17 protein-coding genes are annotated in these 23,286 nt (G+C 72.6%); 9 read left to right on the forward strand and 8 right to left on the reverse strand.

Annotated elements, in window-relative coordinates; genetic code table 11:
- Window positions 1-111 precede the first annotated feature (111 nt).
- From trpC to lgt, 6 genes are all read left to right on the forward strand, one after another.
- The gene (trpC, locus tag ACFT4A_RS10555; protein WP_193480575.1) at window positions 112-921 is read left to right on the forward strand and encodes an indole-3-glycerol phosphate synthase TrpC; all 810 of its coding nucleotides are present in this window, start codon (window positions 112-114) and stop codon (window positions 919-921) included.
- A gap of 21 nt (window positions 922-942) precedes the next feature.
- Window positions 943-1,110: a tryptophan biosynthesis modulator TrpM gene (gene trpM / locus ACFT4A_RS10560; protein WP_382827813.1), complete on the forward strand. Its 168-nt coding sequence runs from the start codon at window positions 943-945 to the stop codon at window positions 1,108-1,110.
- 109 nt (window positions 1,111-1,219) lie between these two features.
- Window positions 1,220-2,506: a tryptophan synthase subunit beta gene (gene trpB, locus ACFT4A_RS10565; RefSeq protein ID WP_382827816.1), complete on the forward strand. Its 1,287-nt coding sequence runs from the start codon at window positions 1,220-1,222 to the stop codon at window positions 2,504-2,506.
- Window positions 2,503-3,321 carry a tryptophan synthase subunit alpha gene (gene trpA / locus ACFT4A_RS10570; protein WP_382827819.1) on the forward strand — a complete coding sequence of 273 codons (819 nt, stop codon included), beginning with the start codon at window positions 2,503-2,505 and terminating at the stop codon, window positions 3,319-3,321. Before trpB ends, trpA begins: the two co-directional genes overlap by 4 nt.
- An 86-nt stretch (window positions 3,322-3,407) precedes the next feature.
- Entirely contained in the window at window positions 3,408-4,184 is a 777-nt protein-coding gene (locus ACFT4A_RS10575; protein WP_382827822.1) for a DsbA family protein, read from the forward strand.
- 84 nt (window positions 4,185-4,268) lie between these two features.
- Entirely contained in the window at window positions 4,269-5,216 is a 948-nt protein-coding gene (lgt, locus tag ACFT4A_RS10580) for a prolipoprotein diacylglyceryl transferase (protein WP_382827825.1), read from the forward strand.
- Between the two features lie 66 nt (window positions 5,217-5,282).
- Here lgt and ACFT4A_RS10585 read toward each other — a convergent pair whose 3' ends face one another.
- Genes ACFT4A_RS10585 through ACFT4A_RS10610 form a run of 6 tightly spaced genes read right to left on the reverse strand, consistent with a single transcriptional unit; the run spans window position 5,283 to window position 12,080 of the window.
- On the reverse strand, window positions 5,283-6,107 hold the full coding sequence (locus ACFT4A_RS10585) for an HpcH/HpaI aldolase/citrate lyase family protein (protein ID WP_382827828.1): 825 nt from the start codon (window positions 6,105-6,107) through the stop codon (window positions 5,283-5,285).
- Window positions 6,104-7,327 carry a CaiB/BaiF CoA transferase family protein gene (locus ACFT4A_RS10590; RefSeq protein ID WP_382827831.1) on the reverse strand — a complete coding sequence of 408 codons (1,224 nt, stop codon included), beginning with the start codon at window positions 7,325-7,327 and terminating at the stop codon, window positions 6,104-6,106. Before ACFT4A_RS10590 ends, ACFT4A_RS10585 begins: the two co-directional genes overlap by 4 nt.
- The gene (locus tag ACFT4A_RS10595; RefSeq protein ID WP_382827834.1) at window positions 7,324-8,688 is read right to left on the reverse strand and encodes an ADP-ribosylglycohydrolase family protein; all 1,365 of its coding nucleotides are present in this window, start codon (window positions 8,686-8,688) and stop codon (window positions 7,324-7,326) included. The genes ACFT4A_RS10590 and ACFT4A_RS10595 overlap by 4 nt, the downstream gene beginning before the upstream one ends.
- Complete coding sequence (locus ACFT4A_RS10600; RefSeq protein ID WP_382827837.1) at window positions 8,676-9,845, reverse strand: ADP-ribosylglycohydrolase family protein; 1,170 nt, start codon at window positions 9,843-9,845, stop codon at window positions 8,676-8,678. Before ACFT4A_RS10600 ends, ACFT4A_RS10595 begins: the two co-directional genes overlap by 13 nt.
- 7 nt (window positions 9,846-9,852) lie before the next feature.
- Window positions 9,853-11,067, reverse strand: a complete 1,215-nt coding sequence (locus ACFT4A_RS10605) for an ADP-ribosylglycohydrolase family protein (protein WP_382827839.1) — start codon at window positions 11,065-11,067, stop codon at window positions 9,853-9,855.
- Complete coding sequence (locus ACFT4A_RS10610) at window positions 11,064-12,080, reverse strand: ADP-ribosylglycohydrolase family protein (RefSeq protein WP_382827842.1); 1,017 nt, start codon at window positions 12,078-12,080, stop codon at window positions 11,064-11,066. Before ACFT4A_RS10610 ends, ACFT4A_RS10605 begins: the two co-directional genes overlap by 4 nt.
- A 213-nt stretch (window positions 12,081-12,293) precedes the next feature.
- Between ACFT4A_RS10610 and ACFT4A_RS10615 the strand changes: the two genes are divergently transcribed.
- The 3 genes from ACFT4A_RS10615 (at window position 12,294) to ACFT4A_RS10625 (ending at window position 19,461) form a co-directional block, all read left to right on the forward strand.
- The gene (locus ACFT4A_RS10615) at window positions 12,294-13,025 is read left to right on the forward strand and encodes a VIT1/CCC1 transporter family protein (protein ID WP_382827844.1); all 732 of its coding nucleotides are present in this window, start codon (window positions 12,294-12,296) and stop codon (window positions 13,023-13,025) included.
- A 384-nt stretch (window positions 13,026-13,409) separates the two neighbouring features.
- Entirely contained in the window at window positions 13,410-18,008 is a 4,599-nt protein-coding gene (gltB, locus tag ACFT4A_RS10620) for a glutamate synthase large subunit (protein ID WP_382828469.1), read from the forward strand.
- A complete protein-coding gene (locus ACFT4A_RS10625; RefSeq protein WP_382827846.1) occupies window positions 18,001-19,461 on the forward strand; it encodes a glutamate synthase subunit beta in 1,461 nt (486 codons plus the stop codon). The genes gltB and ACFT4A_RS10625 overlap by 8 nt, the downstream gene beginning before the upstream one ends.
- A 136-nt stretch (window positions 19,462-19,597) precedes the next feature.
- On the opposite strand, the gene ACFT4A_RS10630 is transcribed toward ACFT4A_RS10625, so the two are convergent.
- The gene (locus ACFT4A_RS10630; protein WP_382827849.1) at window positions 19,598-20,554 is read right to left on the reverse strand and encodes an ABC transporter ATP-binding protein; all 957 of its coding nucleotides are present in this window, start codon (window positions 20,552-20,554) and stop codon (window positions 19,598-19,600) included.
- Entirely contained in the window at window positions 20,551-23,286 is a 2,736-nt protein-coding gene (locus ACFT4A_RS10635) for an ABC transporter permease (protein ID WP_382827851.1), read from the reverse strand. Before ACFT4A_RS10635 ends, ACFT4A_RS10630 begins: the two co-directional genes overlap by 4 nt.

Raw genomic sequence — 23,286 nt, forward strand, 5'->3', positions numbered from 1 at the left:
ACCAGGCGTCAACCGGATGTGAGGCCTACGCCCCGCTGCGGATACCATCGCAGTGACCACCGGTTTCGATGGTCGCTGGAACTGTCAACCGTCTGGAAGGGGGCCGCTCGCGTGAGTGTGCTCGACGAGATCATCGACGGAGTCCGTGCCGACCTCGCGGAGCGGCAGGCGCGCGTCAGCCTCGACGAACTCAAGGAGCGCGCGGCGAAGGCTCCCGCGGCCAAGGACGGCGCGGCGGCACTCCGCGGCGACGGCGTCAAGGTCATCTGCGAGGTCAAGCGCTCCAGCCCGTCCAAGGGCGCGCTGGCCGCGATCGCCGACCCGGCCGGGCTCGCCGCGGACTACGAGGCGGGCGGCGCGGCCGTCATCTCGGTCCTCACGGAACAGCGGCGCTTCGGAGGCTCGCTCGCCGACCTCGAGGCGGTCCGCGCCCGCGTCGACATCCCCGTCCTGCGCAAGGACTTCGTCGTCACGTCGTACCAGCTCTGGGAGGCCCGGGCCTACGGCGCCGACGTCGTCCTGCTGATCGTCGCGGCCCTCGACCAGCCCGCCCTGGAGTCCCTCATCGAGCGCGCCGAGTCCATCGGGCTCACCCCGCTCGTCGAGGTGCACGACGAGGACGAGGTCGAGCGGGCGGTCGACGCCGGCGCCCGTGTGATCGGCGTCAACGCGCGCAACCTCAAGACCCTCGAGGTCGACCGCGGCACCTTCGAGCGCCTGGCGCCCGAGATCCCCGACCACATCATCAAGATCGCCGAGTCGGGCGTCCGCGGCCCGCACGACCTCATCGCCTACGCCAACGCCGGCGCCGACGCGGTCCTGGTCGGCGAGTCCCTCGTCACCGGCAAGGACCCCAAGACGGCGGTCTCCGACCTGGTGGCGGCGGGCGAACATCCCGCACTCCGGCACGGCCGGGGCTGATCTCCCGCTAGGCTTGCCCCGATGACTCTCACCATGACGACCGTGGACCGGTACGCCCGCCTCGCGCGCGGCTGCCGCCCCCGCGGCTGCCGAGCCCCGGCCCGCCGGGTCCACGGCCGCCGTGTGCGGTACGTCATCGGTGACGAACCGGGCCAGGTCAACGGCATGCGATGGCAGCAGGGCCTTTAGGGGCGCGGGGAACTGCGCGAGCAACCACACACGGCCCGCAGTCAACAGACGATCCCGCCCCCACGGCGACTAGTGCATTCCACACACAACTCACCGTGAAGGTATTCGCATGCCCAGTCAGTTCTTCATCCCCGACCCGGAGGGTCAAACCCCGAACCCCGAAGGCTACTTCGGGGCCTTCGGCGGCAAGTTCATCCCCGAGGCCCTCGTCGCCGCAGTCGACGAAGTGGCAGTCGAGTACGACAAGGCCAAGCACGACCCGGAGTTCGCCAAGGAACTCGACGACCTCCTGGTCAACTACACCGGTCGCCCCTCGGCACTCACCGAGGTCCCCCGCTTCGCCGCGGAAGCGGGCGGCGCACGGATCTTCCTGAAGCGGGAAGACCTCAACCACACCGGCTCCCACAAGATCAACAACGTGCTCGGCCAGACCCTGCTCACCAAGCGCATGGGCAAGACCCGCGTCATCGCCGAGACGGGCGCCGGCCAGCACGGCGTCGCCACGGCCACCGCGTGCGCGCTCTTCGGCCTCGAGTGCACGATCTACATGGGCGAGATCGACACCCAGCGCCAGGCCCTCAACGTCGCCCGCATGCGCATGCTCGGCGCCGAGGTCATCGCCGTGAAGTCCGGCAGCCGCACGCTGAAGGACGCCATCAACGAGGCCTTCCGCGACTGGGTCGCCAACGTCGACCACACGCACTACCTCTTCGGTACGGTCGCCGGCCCGCACCCCTTCCCGGCCATGGTCCGCGACTTCCACCGGGTCATCGGCGTCGAGACCCGCCGCCAGCTCCTGGAGCGCGCCGGACGCCTCCCCGACGCGGCGATCGCCTGCGTCGGCGGCGGCTCCAACGCCATCGGCCTCTTCCACGCCTTCATCCCGGACCCGGACGTACGCCTCGTCGGCTGCGAGCCGGCGGGCCACGGCGTCGAGACCGGTGAGCACGCGGCCACCCTGACCGCGGGCGAGCCCGGCGTCCTGCACGGCTCGCGCTCGTACGTCCTCCAGGACGACGAGGGCCAGATCACCGAGCCCTACTCGATCTCCGCCGGTCTGGACTACCCGGGCATCGGCCCCGAGCACTCCTACCTCAAGGACTCCGGCCGCGGCGAGTACCGCGCGGTCACCGACGACGCGGCCATGCAGGCCCTGCGCCTGCTGTCCCGCACCGAGGGCATCATCCCGGCCATCGAGAGCGCCCACGCGCTGGCCGGCGCCCTGGAGGTCGGCAGGGAACTGGGCAAGGACGGGCTGATCGTGGTCAACCTGTCCGGCCGCGGCGACAAGGACATGGACACCGCCGCCCGCTACTTCGGCCTCTACGACACCGACGCCGAGGTCGCCGCCGACGCGGACACCGACACCGCAGAGATCGAGGGGGACGCCAAGTGAGCGGCAACATCGAGCTGTTGAGCGACACCCTCGCAGCGGCGAAGTCCGAGGGCCGGTCGGCCCTGATCGCCTACCTCCCGGCCGGGTTCCCGACCGTGGACGGCGGCATCGAGGCCGTCAAGGCCGTCATCGACGGCGGCGCCGACGTCGTCGAGGTCGGTCTGCCGCACAGCGACCCCGTCCTCGACGGCCCCGTCATCCAGACCGCCGACGACATCGCGCTGCGCGGCGGCGTGAGGATCGCCGACGTGATGCGCACGGTCCGCGAGGCCCACCGGGCCACCGGCAAGCCCATCCTGGTCATGACGTACTGGAACCCCATCGACCGCTACGGCGTCGAGCGGTTCACCGCCGAGCTCGCCGAGGCGGGCGGCGCCGGGTGCATCCTGCCCGACCTGCCCGTGCAGGAGTCGGCGCTGTGGAGGGAGCACGCGGAGAAGCACGGGCTCGCCACGGTCTTCGTCGTCGCCCCCAGCAGCAAGGACGAGCGGCTCGCGGACATCACCGCCGCGGGCAGCGGCTTCGTCTACGCCGCCTCCCTCATGGGCGTCACCGGCACCCGCGCGACCGTCAGCTCGCAGGCCGAGAACCTGGTGGCACGCACCCGCGCCACCGGCACCGGCCTGCCGGTCTGCGTGGGGCTCGGCGTCTCCGACGCCACCCAGGCCGCCGAGGTCGCCCGCTTCGCCGACGGCGTGATCGTCGGCTCGGCGTTCGTCAAGGCCATGCTGGACGCCCCGGACGACGCGGCCGGTGTCGAGGCCGTCCGCGCGCTCGCGGGCGACCTCGCGAAGGGCGTGCGCCGGCAGGCGTAAGAAACCGGGAAGTCATACCGGTCCCTCGTAAGGGTGGACCTGGGGCCGGGGAGGCGCGGTGCGCCTCCCCGGTTCGTTTCCGGGGTGTGAGCGAGAAGAACCGTGAGGGAAAGCGCACCGCCCGGGAGAAGCTGGCGGTCGAGCGTGAGAAGCAGAAGTCCGCGGACAAGCGCCGGCGCGCGCTGATCGTGGGCGGGGCCGTCGTCGCCGTCCTGGGTCTCGCGGCGGTGATCGGCGTCGTCGCCGCCAACGCCGGCAAGGAGGACGACAGCGAGGCGTCGGGCCCGGTCGTGGCCCCCTCGGGAGCGCAGGGCAAGGACGGCCTCGCCATCCCGGTCGGCAAGGACAGCGCCAAGTCCACGCTCACGGTGTGGGAGGACTTCCGTTGCCCGGCCTGCAAGTCCTTCGAGACGACGTACCGGCCGGTGATCCACGAGCTGACCAAGGCCGGCGAGCTGAAGGTGGAGTACCACCTCGTCACCCTCATCGACGGCAACATGCGCGGCACCGGCTCCCGCAACGCGGCCAACGCCGCGGCCTGCGCCCAGGACGCCGGGAAGTACCCCGCGTACCACGACGTGCTCTTCGACAACCAGCCCCCCGAGGTCGACGACGCCTACGCCGACAACGACAAGCTGATCGAGCTGGCCGGCAAGGTCGACGGCCTGGACACCCCCGCCTTCCGCACGTGCGTGCAGAACGGCACGCACAACGGCTGGGTCGCCAAGTCCCATCAGGCCTTCAACAAGGGCGGCTTCTCGGGCACGCCGACCGTGCTGTTCAAGGGCGAGAACGTCTACAAGGACGCGGCGATGACCCCGGCGAAGCTGAAGAAGATGGTGCTGGAGGCGAACAAGGGGTAAAGGCCTTTCTCACGCCCCCGTTATGGACCCGTAGCCGGGCTGCCTGCCGTGGGCCCGGTGCGGCAGGGTAGCGTCGACCTTGCCATGGAACTTGCCTTCATTCCCAGCCCGTCGCGCGGGGTGCTGTACCTCGGCCCCATTCCGCTGCGCGGCTACGCGTTCTGCATCATCATCGGCGTCTTCGTTGCCGTCTGGCTCGGCAACAAGCGCTGGATCGCCCGGGGCGGGCGGGCCGGCACGGTGGCCGACATCGCGGTCTGGGCCGTGCCCTTCGGCCTGGTCGGCGGCCGGCTCTACCACGTGATCACGGACTACGAGCTGTACTTCAGCGAGGGCCGTGACTGGGTGGACGCCTTCAAGATCTGGGAGGGCGGTCTCGGCATCTGGGGCGCGATCGCGCTGGGCGCGCTGGGCGCGTGGATCGGCTGCCGCCGCCGGGGCATCCCGATGCCGGCCTACGCCGACGCCGTCGCCCCGGGCATCGCCCTCGCCCAGGCCATCGGCCGCTGGGGCAACTGGTTCAACCAGGAGCTGTACGGCAAGCCGACCGACCTGCCGTGGGCCCTGGAGATCACGTCCTCGGCGGACGGGCGCGTGCCGGGCACCTACCACCCGACGTTCCTGTACGAGTCGCTCTGGTGCATCGGCGTCGCGGTCCTGGTCATCTGGGCCGACCGCCGCTTCCGGCTCGGACACGGGCGGGCGTTCGCGCTGTACGTCGCCGCGTACTGCGCGGGGCGCGGGTGGATCGAGTACATGCGCGTCGACGACGCCCACCACATCCTGGGCCTCCGGCTGAACGTGTGGACCGCGATCCTGGTGTTCCTGCTCGCGGTCGCCTACCTGGTGATCTCCTCGAAGAAGAGCCCCGGCCGGGAAGAGGTCGTGGAGCCCGGCGCGGAGGCCTCCGGCGGTGAAGCCGACGGGGGCGAGAAGGCCGCCGCTGACGCTGACAAGGAAGCCGACGAGGCCGAGGACGAGGCCAAGGACGACGAGGCCAAGGACGGGGCCGGGTCGGCGAAGAAGACCTGACCGTCCGCCGTACGTGTACGTGTGACCAAGGGCGCCCGGAGATGCTCCGGGCGCCCTCGGTGTGTCTCAGCGGTGGCGGGCCAGGGACAGCGTGCGCTGGGCCGCCGTCACCACCGCCGCGTCGACGAAGCAGCCGTCCGCCAGAGCCTGGGCGCCCTGCTGCGTCGCCGCCGCCTTGAGGATCGTCTCCGCCTGTTCGATCTCCCCCTCGGTGGGCAGATAGGCGCGTTCGATGACCGGCAGCTGGCGTGGGTGGATCGCGGCGCGGCCCAGGAAGCCCAGCGCGCGGCCGTGGGCGCAGGAGGCGGCCAGACCCTCCAGGTCGCGGATGTCCGGGTGGACCGACTGCGCTGGCGGGGGCAGCCCTGCCGCCCGGGCGGCCACGATCACCCGGGAGCGGGACCAGTCCAGACCCGCGTCGTCCCGTACGCCCAGGTCGGCCCGCAGATCCGCCTCCCCGAGCGCGATGCCCCGCAGGGACGGGTGGGCCCCGGCGATGGCGTACGCCTGTTCCACACCGAGGGCCGACTCCAGCAGGGCGTACAGGGGCAGCCCCGGAGGGACGGCGCGCTCGGCGATCCGGACGATCTCGGCGGGTGAGGTGATCTTGGGGAGCCGCAGGGCGCAGAGGCCGGGGGCGCGGGCCACGGCCGCGATGTCCGGCGCGGCCCAAGGGGTGTCCAGGGCGTTGACGCGGACATGGACCGGGACCGGTGGCAGGCTGCCGAGCAGGTCGGCGGTGGCGGCGCGGGCGTAGGCCTTGCGGTCCGGGGCGACCGCGTCCTCCAGATCGACCACGATGATGTCGGCGCCCGAGGTGAGGGCCTTCGCCACCAGGTGCGGGCGGTCGCCCGGGGCGTACAGCCAGGTGAGCGGGTACGCCGCCGTCACAGGGCGCCCTCGGTGCGCAGCGCCGTGAGGTCGGCCGGGGTGAGGCCCAGCTCGGTCAGGACCTCGTCCGTGTCGGCGCCGTGCGGGCGGCCGGCCCAGCGGATCGCGCCGGGTGTGGCGGAGAGGCGGAAGAGGACGTTCTGCATGCGCAGGGGGCCCAGTTCCGGGTCGTCGACCGTGGTGATGGTGTTCAGGGCCTGGTACTGCGGGTCCGCCATCACGTCCCGGACGTCCTGGACCGGGGCCACCGCCGCCTCCGCCTTCTCGAAGGCCGACAGGACGTCCGTGCGGGTGCGCGCGGCGATCCAGGAGCCGACCGCCTCGTCCAGGAGGTCGGCGTGGCGGGCACGGTCGGCGCCGGTGGCGAACCACGGTTCGTCGATCAGTTCCGGGCGGCCCACCAGGTGCATCACGCGCTCCGCGACCGACTGGGCCGAGGTCGAGACGGCGACCCAGGTGCCGTCCGCGGTGCGGTAGACGCCGCGCGGGGCGTTGTTGGGGGAGCGGTTGCCGGTGCGGGGCTGGACGTGGCCGAGCTGGTCGTACCAGAGGGGCTGGGGGCCGAGGGCGGCCAGGATCGGTTCGATCAGGGCCATGTCGACGACCTGGCCCTCGCCGGTGCGCTCGCGTGCGGCCAGCGCCGTCATCACCGCGTACGCCGTCGTCAGGCCCGCGATGGAGTCGGCCAGGCCGAACGGTGGCAGGGTCGGGGGCGCGTCCGGTTCGCCGGTGATCGCGGCGAAGCCGCTCATCGCCTCGGCGAGGGTGCCGAAGCCGGGGCGGTGCGCGTAGGGGCCGAACTGGCCGAACGCGGTGACGCGGGCCAGGACCAGGCGCGGGTTGGCGGCCGACAGCTCCGGCCAGCCCAGGTCCCACTTCTCCAGGGTGCCGGGGCGGAAGTTCTCGATGACCACGTCGGCGGTGGCGGCGAGGCGCAGGAGGGTGGTGCGGCCGCCGGGCTTCGACAGGTCCAGGGTGATGGTGCGCTTGTTGCGGCCCAGCGTCTTCCACCACAGGCCGATGCCGTCCTTCGACGGGCCGTGGCCGCGAGAAGGGTCGGGCTTCGACGGGTGCTCGACCTTGACGACCTCGGCGCCGAAGTCGCCGAGCAGGGTGGCGGCGAGCGGGCCGGCGAAGAGGGTGGCAAGGTCGAGGACGCGGAGGCCGGTGAGGGGCGCGGTGATGGGAGCGGTCGCGGGCGGGGGCGTGGCAGCGGTCATGGGCGGTGGGTCTCCCGGTGCGTGAGGTGGGCGAGAGCGTCGAAGCCGATGCCGTCGAAATCGCCGACGGACGTGGAGAGACGGTTCTTCAGCGGAGCCGTCCAGCGGTCGGGGAGCGCCGCGGGGTGTCCGGCCAGCAGGCCTGCGACGCTGCCGGCCGTCGCGCCGTTGGAGTCGGTGTCCCAGCCGCCGCTCACGGCACGGCAGACGGAGCCGGAGAAGTCGCCGTTCGCGTGGGTGAGGGCGGCGGTGATCAGGGCGGTGTTGGGGACGGCGTGCACCCAGTGGTACGTGGGGGAGTGGGTGGCGTGGAGTTCGTCCACGAGCGTGTCGAAGTCGCTGTGCTCCCGGGCCAGTCGGACGGCGTGGTGGACGGCTCGGGCGAGGCGGGAGCGTGGGGGGACGACGGTGAGGCCGGTGCGCAGGCAGGCGTGGATGTCCTGTGCGCCGGTCGCGGCGGTCGCGAGGGTGGCCGCCGTGAACATCGCCGCGTAGACGCCGTTGGCGGTGTGGGTGAGCGTGGCGTCGCGGTGGGCCTGTTCCGCGGCGGCGGCCGGGTCGCCGGGGTTGGTCCAGCCGTGGACGTCGGCGCGGATCAGGGCGCCGATCCATTCGCGGAACGGGTTGCGGTGGCGGGCGGTGTGCGGGGGTTCCAGGCCGGAGAGGAGGTTGCGGTAGGCGATGCGCTCGGCGGTGAAGGTGCGGCCGGCGGGGAGTTCGTCGAGCCAGGTGCGGGCCACGTCCGTGGTGGTGAAGGTGCTGCCGTGGCGTTGGCGGACGAGGAGGTTGAGGAGGGGGTAGTTGAGGTCGTCGTCCTCGGGCATGCCGTCGATGTTCTCGGCGAGGGAGGTATGCGCTGAGCGGCGGTTCCAGGGGTGCTTCAGGAGGAGGTCTTCGGGGACGCCTCGGGCGGTGAAGTAGGTGGTGAGGGGCCAGCTGCCGGTGGACTTGGCCAGTTGGCGGATGGCTTCCAGGGGGAGCTTCTCCACTGGTTTGCCCAGGAGGCAGCCGGCGGCTCGGCCCAGCCAGGCGGCTTCCAGGTGCTGCGGCGTGGCGGCGGCGCGACTGCCCGCAGGCTCTGGCCAGTCCGGGCACAGGCGTCTGATCTCCTCCAGGTCCGTCGGTTCGTCGTCGGCCAAGGCGCTCGGCAGGTCCGCCAGTTCGTCCAGGAGGTCTTCTGCCAACTGGCGGAGGTATCGGGACGCCGGGGTCGGGGACGCGCCTGCTGTGAGAGGAGCCTCCTGGCCGCCCGCCGCCTTCCAGCGGGCCGCGATCGCCTTCGGCTCGCGGCCGTCCTGGGAGGCCTGGCGGAGTTCGTGGCCGATCAGGTCCTCCGGCTGGACCCAGGTCAGTCGGAGCATGCCGGGCCTCCGAGGGACGCGAAGGCCTGTTCGTGGGTGCGGCGGCGGGACACGTCCCGGGCGAAGATCTCGCGGGTCACGGCCGTGAGGGCCGCAGCCGGTTCCCAGAGGTCCAGGCGGCTGGCCTCCGCGACCGTCTTGGACCAGTCCTCGGGGACCGGCGAGCCGAGGGCGCCGGCCATGGCCCCTGCCATCGTGGCGATGGAGTCGCAGTCGCGGCCGTAGTTCACCGCGCCGAGGACCGCGTGGCGGTAGTCGCCCCCGGCCACGAGCAACAGGCCCAGGGCTACGGGGAGTTCCTCGATCGCGTGGAGGCGGGAAGGGCGGCGGGCGCCGAGGGAAGGGGAACGGTAGTCGGGGCCCACCGTGTCGTAGGGGGCGACCGCCTCGCGCAGGGGGCGCAGCGCCGACTCGAAGTCCGTGTGGCGGGAGGCCTCCTCGCAGACCCGCTCGATGGCGGTGCGGGTGCCGTCCTTCGCGAGGGAGAGGCATGTCGAGACGATCGAGTCCGGGGTCGCGCCGGGCGTGCACGCCGCCGCCACCGCCGCGGCCAGGACGCCCGCCGCCTCACGGCCGTACGACGACTGGTGCGCGCCCGCGATGTCGAGGGCCTCGGCGTACGCCGCCGCCGGATCGGCCGCGTTGACCAGGCCCACCGGGGCCATGTACATCGCCGCACCGCAGTTGACGATGTTGCCGGTGCCGGCCTCGCGCGGGTCGGCATGGCCGTAGTGGAGCCTCGTCACCAGCCATTTCTCCGCCAGGAAGATCCGTTGGAGGGGGAGGGCCTCGGTCTCCAGTTCCGGGATCCAGCGCGGCTCGGTCATCAGGTCGGGGACCAGGTGGTCGGCGATCGCGTAGGCGTCCAGGTGGTCGCGGACCCGGGCGTAGACGCGGACCAGGGCGTGGGTCATCAAGGTGTCGTCGGTGACGTGGCCGTCCCCCTTGTGGTACGGGGCGAGGGGGCGGGCCGTGCGCCAGGCGTCGCCGTGCCAGGGGCCGACGATGCCGTGGACGCGGCCGCCGTGGCGTTCGAGGATCTGCTCGGGGGAGTAGCCCTCGACCGGGCCGCCGAGGGCGTCGCCCACGGCCGCGCCGACCAGGGCACCGGCGATCCGCTCGTCCAATGAGGTGTTTTGGTGTGGTTTGGGGTGCATGGCCGCATCATCCACCTGGGCGGGCCGGTAGTGCGGCTTCGAGGAGTTCGGCGAGTTCTACGAGGTCGGTGCCGGTGAGACGGGGGAGGGCGCAGCCGGAGAGCGTGCGGCAGGTCTCCCGCCAGGAGGCCGGGATGGAGGCGCCGCCGCCCAGTGCGCCGGTGAGGGCGCCCGCCAGGGCCGGGGCGGAGTCCGCGACCCGGGACAGACAGGCCGCGGCGGGGACGGCCTCCGCGATGCGGCCGCGGGCGGCGGTGGCCAGGGCGAGGGCGACCGGGACCGTTTCGGCGGCGGCGATGCCGTAGCTGTAGACGTGGTCGACGATCTGGTGTTCCAGGGGCGGGACCAGGGCGAAGGCGCTGTCCGCGGCGGCGGCGAGGTGCAGGGCGTGCCGGGCGTTGCGGCCGATCTCCGTCTCCTCGGGGAGTTCGGCGAGGGCCGCCGTGACACAGGCGTCGACGTCCGCCCCGGCCAGGGCGAGAGCGAGGGCCGCCGCCATCGCGCGGGCGCCGTGTACGCCGTCGCCGTCCTGGGTGTAGCGGGCGTCGAACTCGGCGAGTGCGGCGGCGCGGCCCGGGTCGCCCGGGTGGGCCATGGCCAGGACGCAGGCGCGTACGCAGGCCGCGTCGTCGAAGTAGTGCGGGTTGTCGTGGCCGGTGGCGGGCGGTCGCAGACCGGTGGCGAGGTTGCCGAGGCCGGCGCGGACGGAGATGCGGGCGCGCAGGGGGAGGACGGCGGACTCGATCTCGGGGGCGCGGTCCGCCGCGGCGGCCACCTCGCTGGCGATGGCGTTCCAGGTGAGGTCGATCGCGGCTCGGGTGCGGCGTTCTCGGCTGAGGTCGTTCAGGACGGTGTCGTCGCCGGCGCGGAGGAGGGCCTCGGCGGCGAAGGCCGCCCATTCGGCGTCGTCGGAGGGGCCGAGGCGGAGGGGTTCGGGGGGTTGGTTCAGGGCGATGGGGACGGGGAGGGTGGTGGTGGCGTTGTGTTCGGCGAAGGTGTCCAGTTCGCGGGTGAGGCGGCGGGTCCAGTCGGGCATGCGGGCGGCTCTGTGGCGGGCGGCGGGCCAGCCGGCGGCGTCTCCGGCGGCGAGTCCGAGCAGGAGGCCTTCGGCCTTTTTGCCTCCCACCCGCGCACCGCCCGTAACGGTCACCCGAGGGGTCCTGGTCTCCCGTGGGGCGCTTTCGCCGTCGGCGGCCGCGGGTGGCCCCTGGAGAGGGCTCATGCTCGTACCTCCGTCTCACGGTCCGCCGTCAGCAGGTCCGCCACGTCCCGTACGTGGTAGCCCGCCATCGCCGGCAGGCAGCGGCCGCGGACCGGGCCGATGGGGGTGGCCCAGGCCTCCGGGATCGCCGAGACGCCCTGCGTCGCGCCCGCCAGCGCCCCCGCCACCGCCGCCGTCGTGTCCGCGTCGCGGCCCATGTTCACCGCGGTCAGGACGGACCGCTCGAAGTCGCCGTCGGCCGCCGCGTACGCGCCGAAGGCGAGGGCGACCGCCTCGGGAGCCAGGTCGGTCCAGGGGTAGCCGCCGATGACGACGGCGGAGCGGACCGCCCGTTCGCCGCGGTGGGCCACCGCGACCGCGCGGCGCAGGCTGCGGGCCGTCCACGAGTCGTCCGGCACGACCGCGAGGGCGGCGGCCACGACCGCGATCGCCGGGGCGCCCGCCATCGCCGCCGCCACACCCGCCGCCACCGCCTGGCCGCCGTAGATGCCCTCGCCGTCGTGACTCACCGAGCCGTCGATGGCGACCAGTCGGGCCGCTTCCGCCGGGCGGCCCGCCGCGAACACCCCGAAGGGGGCCGCGCGCATGGCCAGGCCGTCGCTCCAGGCATGCCGGTGTTGGGCGGAGATCGGGGCGGCCAGGCCCCTGCGCAGGTTCTCCAGCGTGCCGCGTTCACTGAAGCCGGCGCCCCGGAAGGGGCCCTCGTCGCGGTCGGCGATCCACTCGTGCCAGGCCGCCTCCACATGCGCCGGGGTGAGCGCGGAGCCGTGCCGGGCCAGGAGGAGACCGGAGAAGATCGCGTACTCGGTGTCGTCCGTGCCGGACGGGTTGTCGCTGACGTAGCCGGTGATACGGCCCCACCGGGCGCGGATCTCGGACGGCTTCATGTTCTCGGCGGGGGCGCCGAGGGCGTCACCGACGGCCAGGCCCAGCAGTGCGCCCCGTGCCCGTTCGCGGAGCGCGGCGGCGTCCCCGGGCGCCGGGACGGAGGGGATGCAGGCGATCGATGCCATACGGGATGTGTCCCACTCCGGCGATCCGCCCGAGCCTCAAGAACCTCAGCATCACCCGGTCGACATCTGTGCAAGATCGTTATCAAGTGAGCAGGTAAAGGTAAAACCGCAGGTTAGCGCAGCCTTTCCTTGCTGGCGGGAGCGGAATGCGGAGCGTATTTTGAGTGTTGTCGAAAACTGGAACATGTCCAAGTAGGGGAGTGGGGATCTTTCATGGCCATCATCGAGACCGAGGCGACGCTGCACGAGGCGCACCGGGACAACCACACGCACCGGGACGTGAACGGCGGCTGGCTGCGTCCCGCGGTGTTCGGTGCGATGGACGGCCTCGTCTCCAACCTGGCCCTGATGACCGGTGTCGCCGGCGGGGCCGTCGGTCAGCAGACCGTGGTCATCAGCGGACTCGCGGGGCTGGCCGCCGGTGCCTTCTCCATGGCCGCCGGCGAGTACACCTCCGTGGCCTCGCAGCGCGAGCTCGTCGAGGCCGAGCTGAACGTGGAACGGCGCGAGCTGCGCAAGCACCCGAAGGACGAGGAAGCCGAGCTGGCCTCGCTCTACGAGGGGAGAGGCGTCGAGCCGAAGCTGGCCCGGGAGGTCGCCCGGCAGCTGTCGAAGGATCCCGAGCAGGCGCTGGAGATCCATGCCCGCGAGGAGCTGGGCATCGACCCCGGCGATCTGCCCTCGCCCACCGTGGCCGCGGTGTCGAGCTTCGGCTCCTTCGCGCTGGGCGCGCTGATTCCCGTACTGCCGTATCTGCTGGGGGCGAGCACCCTGTGGCCCGCCGTGCTCCTGGCGCTGCTGGGGCTTTTCCTGTGTGGTGCGGTGGTGGCCAAGGTGACGGCCCGCACCTGGTGGTACAGCGGACTGCGGCAACTCTTGCTGGGAGGCGCGGCGGCCGGTGTGACGTACGCCCTGGGCACCCTGTTCGGAACGGCCGTAGGATAGCTCGGCTCGGACTTATGCGTGAGGCCGTATAAATAGCCGTTACTCGCTGGTTTCGGATCCGCAATCACCGGGCATGAGCCGTAAGCGCTGCGGGCAACGACGCTCGCCGCGCACCCCAGCGGGATGGGTGAAGGCGCCCGTTCCCGCCACCGGGCCCGACGGGCATCGATCTCACCCGGTCGTTCCGTACTGGCCCCCCATAGCTTCCACCGTCGGCGCGGAACCCCTGTCGCACACCTACGGTGTCCGCATGTTGGAACGGATTATCCCGCTTCCCGAGAACCGCTCCATCATGTAACCTGCACGAAATTTTGCGATCACGCAGAGGGCCAACGTCGTCCCTCGGCACCTTGCATATGCCACATGACGACGACGGGAGAGCCGATGCGTACGCCGCGCCAGCCGTCCCAGCACTCCGCGAATGGCCAGAACTGGTCCTTCATGGATGCTCGCCCTGCTGCGCAGGGTATGTACGACCCCCGCAACGAGCACGACGCCTGCGGCGTCGGCTTCGTCGCCACCCTCACAGGCGAGGCGTCCCACACGCTGGTCGAGCAGGCTCTGACCGTCCTGCGCAACCTCGAACACCGCGGTGCCACCGGCTCCGAGCCCGACTCCGGCGACGGCGCCGGCATCCTGTCGCAGGTTCCGGACGCCTTCTTCCGTGACGTGGCCGGATTCGAGCTGCCCGAGGCCGGCGGCTACGCCGTCGGTATCGCCTTCCTGCCGGAGGACTCCACCGCCGACGCCGTCTCGAAGATCGAGACGATCGCGTCCGAGGAGGGCCTCACGGTGCTCGGCTGGCGCGAGGTGCCGGTCGCTCCCCAGCTGCTGGGCGCCACCGCCCGGTCGACCATGCCGGTCTTCCGCCAGATCTTCGTCGCGGACGGGTCCTCGACGGGCATCGCCCTCGACCGCAAGGCGTTCGTGCTGCGCAAGCGCGCCGAGCGCGAGGCCGGCGTGTACTTCCCGTCGCTGTCCGCGCGGACCATCGTCTACAAGGGCATGCTGACCACCGGCCAGCTCGAGCCCTTCTTCCCGGACCTGTCCGACCGCCGCTTCGCCTCCGCGGTCGCGCTCGTGCACTCCCGGTTCTCGACGAACACGTTCCCGTCGTGGCCGCTGGCCCACCCCTACCGGTTCGTCGCGCACAACGGTGAGATCAACACCGTCAAGGGCAACCGCAACTGGATGGTCGCCCGCGAGTCGCAGCTCGTCTCCGACCTGTTCGGCTCGGACGACAAGGCCATAGAGCGGATCTTCCCGGTCTGTACGCCGGACGCCTCCGACTCCGCCTCCTTCGACGAGGTCCTCGAACTCCTGCACCTGGGCGGCCGCTCCCTGCCGCACTCCGTGCTGATGATGATCCCGGAGGCGTGGGAGAACCACGACTCCATGGACCCGGCCCGGCGCGCCTTCTACCAGTACCACTCCACGATGATGGAGCCCTGGGACGGCCCGGCCTGTGTCACCTTCACCGACGGCGTCCAGGTCGGCGCCGTGCTCGACCGCAACGGTCTGCGCCCCGGCCGCTACTGGGTCACCGACGACGGCCTCGTCGTCCTCGGCTCCGAGGTCGGCGTCCTGGACATCGACCCGGCCAAGGTCGTCCGCAAGGGCCGCCTCCAGCCCGGCCGCATGTTCCTCGTCGACACCGCCGAGCACCGCATCATCGAGGACGACGAGATCAAGGCCGAACTCGCCGCCGAGAACCCGTACGCGGAGTGGCTGGAAGCCGGCGAGATCGAGCTGGGCGACCTGCCCGAGCGCGAGCACATCGTCCACACCCACGCCTCGGTCACCCGCCGCCAGCAGACCTTCGGCTACACCGAGGAGGAGCTGCGCGTCCTCGTCGCGCCGATGGCCAAGGCCGGTGCCGAGCCGATCGGCTCGATGGGCACCGACTCGCCGATCGCGGCGCTCTCGGACCGCCCGCGGCTGCTCTTCGACTACTTCACCCAGCTGTTCGCGCAGGTCACCAACCCGCCGCTGGACGCGATCCGCGAGGAGCTCGTCACCTCGCTGCGCTCCGCGCTGGGCCCGCAGGGCAACCTGCTCGACCCGAACGCGGCCTCCTGCCGCAGCGTCCTGCTGCCCTTCCCGGTCATCGACAACGACGAGCTGGCCAAGCTCATCCACATCAACGCCGACGGCGACATGCCCGGCTTCAAGGCCGCGACGCTCTCCGGCCTGTACCGGGTGCACGGCGGCGGTGACACGCTGGCCGCGCGCATCGATGAGATCTGCGCCGAGGCCGACGCCGCCATAGAGAACGGCGCCCGGCTGATCGTCCTGTCGGACCGCCACTCCGACGCCGAGCACGCGCCGATCCCGTCGCTGCTGCTCACCGCGGCCGTCCACCACCACCTCATCCGCACCAAGCAGCGCACCCAGGTGGGCCTGCTGGTCGAGGCCGGTGACGTCCGCGAGGTCCACCACGTCGCCCTGCTCATCGGCTACGGCGCCGCCGCCGTCAACCCGTACCTGGCGATGGAGTCCGTCGAGGACCTGGTCCGCGCCGGCACCTTCCTGCCCGGCATCGAGGCCGAGCAGGCCATCCGCAACCTCATCTACGCCCTCGGCAAGGGCGTGCTGAAGGTCATGTCCAAGATGGGCATCTCGACCGTCGCCTCCTACCGCGGAGCCCAGGTCTTCGAGGCCGTCGGCCTGGACGAGACCTTCGTCGAGGCGTACTTCAACGGCACGGCCACCAAGATCGGCGGCGTCGGCATCGACGTCATCGCCAAGGAGGTCGCCGCCCGCCACGCCAAGGCCTACCCGGCCTCCGGCATCGCCCCGGCGCACCGCGCGCTGGAGATAGGCGGCGAGTACCAGTGGCGCCGCGAGGGCGAGCCGCACCTGTTCGACCCGGACACGGTCTTCCGCCTGCAGCACTCCACGCGCTCCGGCCGCTACGACATCTTCAAGAAGTACACCGAGCGCGTGAACGAGCAGTCCGAGCGGCTGATGACGCTGCGCGGCCTGTTCGGCTTCAAGTCGGGCCGGCAGCCGATCTCCATCGACGAGGTCGAGCCGGTCTCCGAGATCGTCAAGCGGTTCTCGACGGGCGCCATGTCGTACGGCTCCATCTCCCAGGAGGCGCACGAGACCCTCGCCATCGCCATGAACCAGCTGGGCGGCAAGTCCAACACCGGTGAGGGCGGCGAGGACGCGGAGCGTCTGTACGACCCGGCCCGCCGGTCGTCCATCAAGCAGGTCGCCTCCGGCCGCTTCGGTGTGACCTCCGAGTACCTGGTCAACGCGGACGACATCCAGATCAAGATGGCCCAGGGCGCCAAGCCCGGCGAGGGCGGCCAGCTGCCCGGCCACAAGGTCTACCCGTGGGTCGCCAAGACGCGTCACTCGACGCCGGGCGTCGGCCTCATCTCGCCGCCGCCGCACCACGACATCTACTCCATCGAGGACCTGGCCCAGCTGATCCACGACCTGAAGAACGCGAACCCGCAGGCGCGGATTCACGTCAAGCTGGTCTCGGAGGTCGGCGTCGGCACGGTCGCCGCGGGTGTCTCGAAGGCGCACGCGGACGTCGTCCTGATCTCCGGCCACGACGGTGGTACGGGTGCCTCGCCGCTGACGTCGCTCAAGCACGCCGGCGGTCCCTGGGAGCTCGGCCTCGCCGAGACCCAGCAGACGCTGCTGCTCAACGGCCTGCGCGACCGCATCGTCGTGCAGACCGACGGCCAGCTGAAGACCGGCCGCGACGTGGTCATCGCCGCGCTGCTCGGCGCCGAGGAGTTCGGTTTCGCGACCGCGCCGCTCGTCGTCTCCGGCTGCGTCATGATGCGCGTCTGCCACCTGGACACCTGCCCGGTCGGCATCGCCACCCAGAACCCGACGCTGCGCGAGCGCTACTCCGGCAAGGCCGAGTACGTCGTGAACTTCTTCAAGTACATCGCCGAAGAGGTTCGCGAGATCCTCGCCGAGCTGGGCTTCCGCTCCATTGAGGAGGCCGTCGGTCACGCCGAGGCCCTCGACGTCACCCGCGCGGTCGACCACTGGAAGGCGCAGGGCCTGGACCTGGAGCCGCTGTTCCACGTGCCCGAGCTGCCCGAGGGCGCGGTCCGCCATCAGCTGATCGCCCAGGACCACGGTCTGGAGAAGGCGCTCGACAACCAGCTGATCAAGCTGGCCGCCGACGCCCTGTCCGCCTCGGACGCCACCGAGGCCCAGCCGGTGCGCGCCCAGGTGCAGATCCGCAACATCAACCGCACGGTCGGCACCATGCTCGGCCACGAGGTGACGAAGAAGTTCGGCGGCGCGGGCCTGCCCGAGGACACCGTCGACATCACCTTCACCGGTTCCGCCGGCCAGTCCTTCGGCGCGTTCGTGCCGCGCGGTGTCACGCTGCGCCTGGAGGGCGACGCCAACGACTACGTCGGCAAGGGCCTCTCCGGCGGCCGGGTCATCGTCCGCCCGGACCGCGGCGCCGACCACCTCGCCGAGTACTCGACGATCGCGGGCAACACCATCGCCTACGGCGCTACCGGCGGCGAGCTGTTCCTGCGCGGTCGTACGGGCGAGCGGTTCTGCGTCCGCAACTCCGGCGCCACGGTCGTCTCCGAGGGTGTGGGCGACCACGGCTGCGAGTACATGACCGGTGGTCACGCGGTGGTGCTCGGCGAGACGGGCCGCAACTTCGCGGCCGGTATGTCCGGCGGTATCGCGTACGTCATCGACCTGGACCGCGACAACGTCAACGTCGGCAACGTGGACGCCGTCGAGCCGCTGGACGACACCGACAAGCAGTGGCTGCACGACGTGGTCCGCCGCCACCAGGAGGAGACGGGCTCGACCGTCGCCGAGAAGCTCCTGGCCGAGTGGGACACCGCCGTCGAGCGCTTCAGCAGGATCATCCCCAGCACGTACAAGGCAGTGCTCGCCGCCAAGGACGCCGCCGAGCGAGCCGGTCTCTCCGAGACCGAGACCCACGAGAAGATGATGGAGGCGGCGATCAATGGCTGACCCGAAGGGCTTTCTGAACCACGGCCGCGAGGTCGCCAAGTCCCGTCCGGTCGAGGAGCGCCTCAAGGACTGGAACGAGGTCTACGTCCCCGGCTCCCTGCTGCCCATCATCAGCAAGCAGGCCAGCCGCTGCATGGACTGCGGCATCCCGTTCTGCCACAACGGCTGTCCGCTGGGGAACCTCATCCCCGAGTGGAACGACTACGCCTACCGCGAGGACTGGGCCGCCGCCTCGGAGCGGCTGCACGCGACGAACAACTTCCCGGAGTTCACGGGCCGTCTGTGCCCCGCTCCCTGCGAGTCGGCGTGTGTGCTCGGCATCAACCAGCCGGCCGTCACCATCAAGAACGTCGAGGTCTCGATCATCGACAAGGCGTGGGAGACCGGGGACGTCGCCCCGCAGATCCCGGAGCGCCTGTCCGGCAAGACGGTCGCGGTCGTCGGCTCGGGCCCGGCCGGTCTGGCCGCCGCCCAGCAGCTCACCCGGGCCGGCCACACGGTCGCCGTCTACGAGCGCGCGGACCGCATCGGAGGCCTCCTCCGCTACGGCATCCCCGAGTTCAAGATGGAGAAGCGGCACATCAACCGCCGTATCGAGCAGATGCGCGCGGAGGGCACCCGCTTCCGTACGGGCATCGAGATCGGCCGCGACCTGAAGGCGACGGACCTGAAGAAGCGGTACGACGCGGTGGTCCTGGCCGTCGGCGCGACCACGGCCCGCGATCTGCCGGTGCCCGGCCGCGAGCTCCAGGGCATCTACCAGGCCATGGAGTACCTGCCCCTGTCCAACAAGGTCCAGGAGGGCGACTTCGTGGCGCCCCCCATCACGGCCGAGGGCAAGCACGTCGTGGTCATCGGCGGCGGCGACACCGGCGCGGACTGCGTGGGCACCGCCCACCGCCAGGGCGCGGCCTCCGTCACGCAGCTGGAGATCATGCCCCAGCCGGGCGAGGACCGTGCCCCGCACCAGCCGTGGCCGACGTTCCCCATGCTCTACAAGGTCACCTCCGCGCACGAGGAGGGCGGCGAGCGGGTCTACTCCGTCTCGACGACCCACTTCGAGGGCGACGAGGACGGCAACGTCCAGTGGCTGCACCTCACCGAGGTGGAGTTCATCGACGGCAAGCTGACCCCGAAGCCGGGCAGCGAGCGCAAGATCCCCGCCCAGCTGGTCACCCTCGCCATGGGCTTCACCGGCACCGACCGCGACAACGGCCTGGTCGAGCAGTTCGGCCTGGACCTCGACGAGCGGGGCAACATCGCCCGCGACGCCGACTTCCAGACCAACGTGCCGGGCGTGTTCGTCGCCGGTGACGCGGGCCGCGGCCAGTCGCTCATCGTGTGGGCGATCGCGGAGGGCCGCTCGGCCGCACGCGGGGTGGACCGCCGCCTCGCGGGCGCCAGCGAGCTGCCGGCCCCGATCCGCCCGACGGACCGTGCGCTGATGGTCTGACGCGCACCCCCTGAACGTCCCGTACAAAGGCGTACGGGCGGGTTATCTGGGGGGGGCTTCCCCCCCCAGACCCCCCGAGACAGCGCCTGCCCCACAGTCCCCGACCGGACGACCGGGCAGGCGTTGTCGCATGCCGTCAGCCGTGTCCGTCCGGCCACACCTGGATGTGGTCCTCCTCCAGCTCCAGCAGCACCCGGTCCGCCATGCCCAGCGCCGTCGTGTACTCGTCCGGCAGCTGGAGGCGGCCCGCGCGGTCGAGCATCGCGTACTCGCGGGCCACCAGGGACTCCTGGCCCGCCTCGTCGATCTCCGTGCGGCGCAGTACCTCCGTCGAGGTGCGGCCGTCGCGGATCGCGACCGTGCGGCGGACCTCGCCGGCGACCGCCTGGTCGTGCGTGACGATGACGATCGTCGTGCCCAGCTCCTCGTTGGCCCGGCGGAACGCCGCGAAGACCTGCTGCCCGGTCGCCGAGTCCAGTTCGCCGGTCGGCTCGTCGGCGAGCAGGACGGCGGGGGAGTTGGCCAGACCGACGGCGATCGCCACGCGCTGCTGCTGACCGCCGGACATCTGGCTGGGACGCCGGTCCCGGCAGTCGGCGACCCCGAGCATGGCCAGCAGCTCGTCCGCCCGTCCGGCGCGCTTCCTCCGCGAGCCGCCCGCCAGTTGCATGGGCAGGGCGACGTTCTGCGCCGCCGTCAGATACGGCAGCAGATTGCGTGCCGTCTGCTGCCAGACGAAGCCGACCACCTCGCGCCGGTAGCGCAACCGCGCCTTCGCGTCCATCGCCAGCAGATCGCGGCCCGCGACCTTCGCCGCGCCCGCGGTCGGGACGTCCAGGCCCGCGAGGATGTTCATCAACGTCGACTTGCCGCTGCCGGACGCCCCCACCAGGGCCATCAACTCGCCGTCCCGCACCAGGAGATCGAGCCCCTGGAGCGCCTGCACCTCCATGGCGTCACCGCCGCCGCGCTTGGCGAAGATCCGTACCAGCCGGTCGCAGGCGATCAGGGCGTCGTGCCCGTACGCGGGCCGGTCGCGGTGCCGCGTCGCCCGCTGCTCCAGTTCCGCGAGCGACTCCGTCGTACCGCTCATCGCATGTCTCCTGCCCTGAGGTGAGTGATCGGTGTCCGGCGTCCCGCCCACCAGGCCTGCGCGACGGCCACCGCCCCCGCCAGCAGCACCGCTCCGACGGCGGGCAGGGCCAGCGCCCACGCGTCGGCCCGCAGCGTGACGCGCCCCGGTGCCGTGACGCCGGACGCGCCGGCCAGCGCGAGCCGCTCCAGGTCGATGCCGGGGGCGAGCAGCACCACCGCGGCCCAGCCGACGGCCATGCCCCCGCCGGCCGCGAGCAGCGTCTGGGGCAGCGCCTCCAGGCCCAGCAGCCGCCGCCCCTGGCGGGCCGTCAGGCCCAGGGTGCGCAGCCGGGCCAGCAGCGCCGCCCGTTCCGGTGCCGACCGCAGCAGCCCGAGCACCAGGGCGAGCAGGGCGTACCCCGCGCTTCCGGCGACGGCCCAGACGTAGATCCGTTCCGCGCCCGACTGCAACGGCGAGTCGGCCAGCGCCGCGCGTGCCTCGCCGCGCAGTTCCACGGAGAGGTCCGGCCCGGCGCCGCGCACGGCCGCCCGCAGCGCCTTCGCGTCCAGCCCGGCACCGGCCGCCAGCAGGACCGTGGGGCGGTCGAAGTCCTTCAGCCCCGCCGCGTCGACCAGCAGGAACTCGCCCTCGGGGACGGCCGGGGTACCGGGGCGCACGGCGGTGATCCGCACCGTGACGGCTCCGCCCGGCAGCACGATCCGGCGCGGCTCCCGCCCGAGCCGCTCGGCGACCTCGGGGGAGGCGACGGCGTCCCGGACCCCGCCCTCGGACCGCAGCCGGTCGGCCGGGAACTCCCCGAGTCCCATCTGCCGGGCCAGCCCCGCGTAGGAGTCCGGCTCGACCCCGACCACCGTCAGCGACCGCGACGTGTCGGACGCCCGCTCCTTGGCGAACTCGACGCCGACGGGGGCGACCTGCCCCACGCCCGCCACCGCTCCCACCGCCCGCGCCAGCCCCGCCGGGAGCGGGTCGCCGTCGGTCGTGGAGATCCGTACGTCCGCGCCCGTCTCCAGCAGCGCGGCCCGGTCCCGGGCGTCCGCCACGCCCGTCAGCACGGACCCCCCGAACGCGGCCGTGGTCAGGGCCGTCAGCAGGGCCAGCAGCGGCAGCGTGGCGACCGCGGCCGGGGAGCGGCCCGCGTGGGCCAGCGACAGGAACCCGACCACGCCGCGCAGCCGTCCGGCCGGGCCGGCGGCCCACCGCAGGGGCAGCGGGTACAGCCGTACCAGGACCAGCGCGGCGACCAGCCCGATGAGCACCGGGGCGGCGCTCACCAGCAGGTCGCCCGTCGCCTCCGCACCGCGGCGGCGCAGTGCCGCCACCGAGCCCACGGCCAGCACCAGCAGGGTCAGTTCGGCGACAGTGCGGCGCGCGCCGGGCCTGGCGTGGGCGAGGTCGTCGCGCTCCCGGTGCGCGCGCGGCCTGCGATGCGCCACGACCGCGCGCACCGGCAGCACGGCACAGGCGAGCAGGGCCACCGCGCCCGCCCCGAGGACGGCGGGCAGCGGCCGGCCCGCGTCAACGACGAGCACCGCGAGCAGCAGACCGCACGCCGCCGCGGGCACCGCCGGCACCGCGGCCTCGGCCAGCAGCCGCCCGGCGATGCCGGGCAGGGAGCCGCCCCGGGCCCGCAGCAGGGCGAGTTCGGCGTCCCGGCGGGCGGCGGCCAGGCCACCGCTCATCACCAGGACGACCACGGCGACCGCGGCGATGCCGAAGGCCGCGACGGCGACCACGGGCGTGATCGCGTCGAGGGTCTGGGTGTAGGAGCCGGCGATCTGCTCCAGGCCGGTGAACACCTGCGCCGTCGGACCGGCGGCCCCGCGCATCCGCACCAGCCCGGGCCCGTCCTCCAGGGAGGCGACCGCCTCGACGAGCGCCGAGGTGTCCGACCCGGTGAGCCGCCCGGTCGCGGGCGCGAACCGCCAGTACTTCTCCGGCTCGCCCTGCCCGCCGAGCAGCGCCGGCGCGGCCTCCGGCGCCAGCAGGACGCCCGCCTCCCAGTAGTTCAGCGGGAGACGGCCGCCGTTGGAGGTCAGGCCCGGGGTGCGCAGGATCGGCTCGGCGGACCAGTAACTCCGCTGCGGGTGCCGGGGTTCGACGACGCCGGTGATCCGCACGGTCAGCGGCCCGTCCAGGAAGCCGGCCAGGGTGAGCGTGGCGCCGGTCCGCAGCCCCAGCGAGCGTGCGGTCTCGGCGGTCACGGCTCCTTCCACCACCCTGGTGTCCACGGTCACCGGGGTCTTCGCGGCCGGCAGCCGGCCCTCCCGGACGGTGGCGTGGCCGGCCAGTCCCGACTGCGTGGCCAGGGTGAAGCGGGGCGGCAGCCCGTCGGGCCGGGGCAGCGACGCCTCCTGGGCCTCCAGGCTCTTCGCGGTCCGCACCCCGTACGCCGACTCGGCCGGGTCCGCCCGCAGCGGTGCGGGCAGCAGCGCCCGCGCCTCGCTGTCGACGGCCTTCAGCGCCTTCGGCAGGACCTCGTCCGCACGGTCCTGCTCCGGCAGTTCGAGACCGGGCTGCACCGCCTTCAGCTCCAGCACGGTGGACTCGGGGGGCGCACCGGCGACCGCCGCGCGCAGCCCGCCCGTCTCGTACGCCTCGACGGCCCGGGGCAGGACGGCCGCGAGGAACGCCGTGACCAGCACCAGCACACCGAAGGCGACGGTGGCCACGGGCGCGGCCCGCAGCCGTGTCCGTACCCAGGGCGCGCCCTGTTCCCTCGGCGGCAT

It is taken from the genome of Streptomyces sp. NPDC057099, assembly GCF_042671245.1.
Taxonomy (GTDB): domain Bacteria; phylum Actinomycetota; class Actinomycetes; order Streptomycetales; family Streptomycetaceae; genus Streptomyces; species Streptomyces purpurascens.

What these genes read in the sequence shown, in the direction of transcription:
- lgt (WP_382827825.1), top strand. Translation starts at nt 4,269, where the DNA reads ATGGAACTTGCCTTCATTCCCAGCCCGTCGCGCGGGGTGCTGTACCTC.
- gltB (WP_382828469.1), top strand. Translation starts at nt 13,410, where the DNA reads ATGCGTACGCCGCGCCAGCCGTCCCAGCACTCCGCGAATGGCCAGAAC.
- ACFT4A_RS10615 (WP_382827844.1), top strand. Translation starts at nt 12,294, where the DNA reads ATGGCCATCATCGAGACCGAGGCGACGCTGCACGAGGCGCACCGGGAC.
- trpM (WP_382827813.1), top strand. Translation starts at nt 943, where the DNA reads ATGACTCTCACCATGACGACCGTGGACCGGTACGCCCGCCTCGCGCGC.
- ACFT4A_RS10600 (WP_382827837.1), bottom strand. Translation starts at nt 9,845, where the DNA reads ATGCACCCCAAACCACACCAAAACACCTCATTGGACGAGCGGATCGCC.
- ACFT4A_RS10630 (WP_382827849.1), bottom strand. Translation starts at nt 20,554, where the DNA reads ATGAGCGGTACGACGGAGTCGCTCGCGGAACTGGAGCAGCGGGCGACG.
- ACFT4A_RS10590 (WP_382827831.1), bottom strand. Translation starts at nt 7,327, where the DNA reads ATGACCGCTGCCACGCCCCCGCCCGCGACCGCTCCCATCACCGCGCCC.
- ACFT4A_RS10595 (WP_382827834.1), bottom strand. Translation starts at nt 8,688, where the DNA reads ATGCTCCGACTGACCTGGGTCCAGCCGGAGGACCTGATCGGCCACGAA.
- trpB (WP_382827816.1), top strand. Translation starts at nt 1,220, where the DNA reads ATGCCCAGTCAGTTCTTCATCCCCGACCCGGAGGGTCAAACCCCGAAC.
- ACFT4A_RS10625 (WP_382827846.1), top strand. Translation starts at nt 18,001, where the DNA reads ATGGCTGACCCGAAGGGCTTTCTGAACCACGGCCGCGAGGTCGCCAAG.
- ACFT4A_RS10635 (WP_382827851.1), bottom strand. Translation starts at nt 23,286, where the DNA reads ATGCCGCCGAGGGAACAGGGCGCGCCCTGGGTACGGACACGGCTGCGG.
- ACFT4A_RS10605 (WP_382827839.1), bottom strand. Translation starts at nt 11,067, where the DNA reads ATGAGCCCTCTCCAGGGGCCACCCGCGGCCGCCGACGGCGAAAGCGCC.
- ACFT4A_RS10610 (WP_382827842.1), bottom strand. Translation starts at nt 12,080, where the DNA reads ATGGCATCGATCGCCTGCATCCCCTCCGTCCCGGCGCCCGGGGACGCC.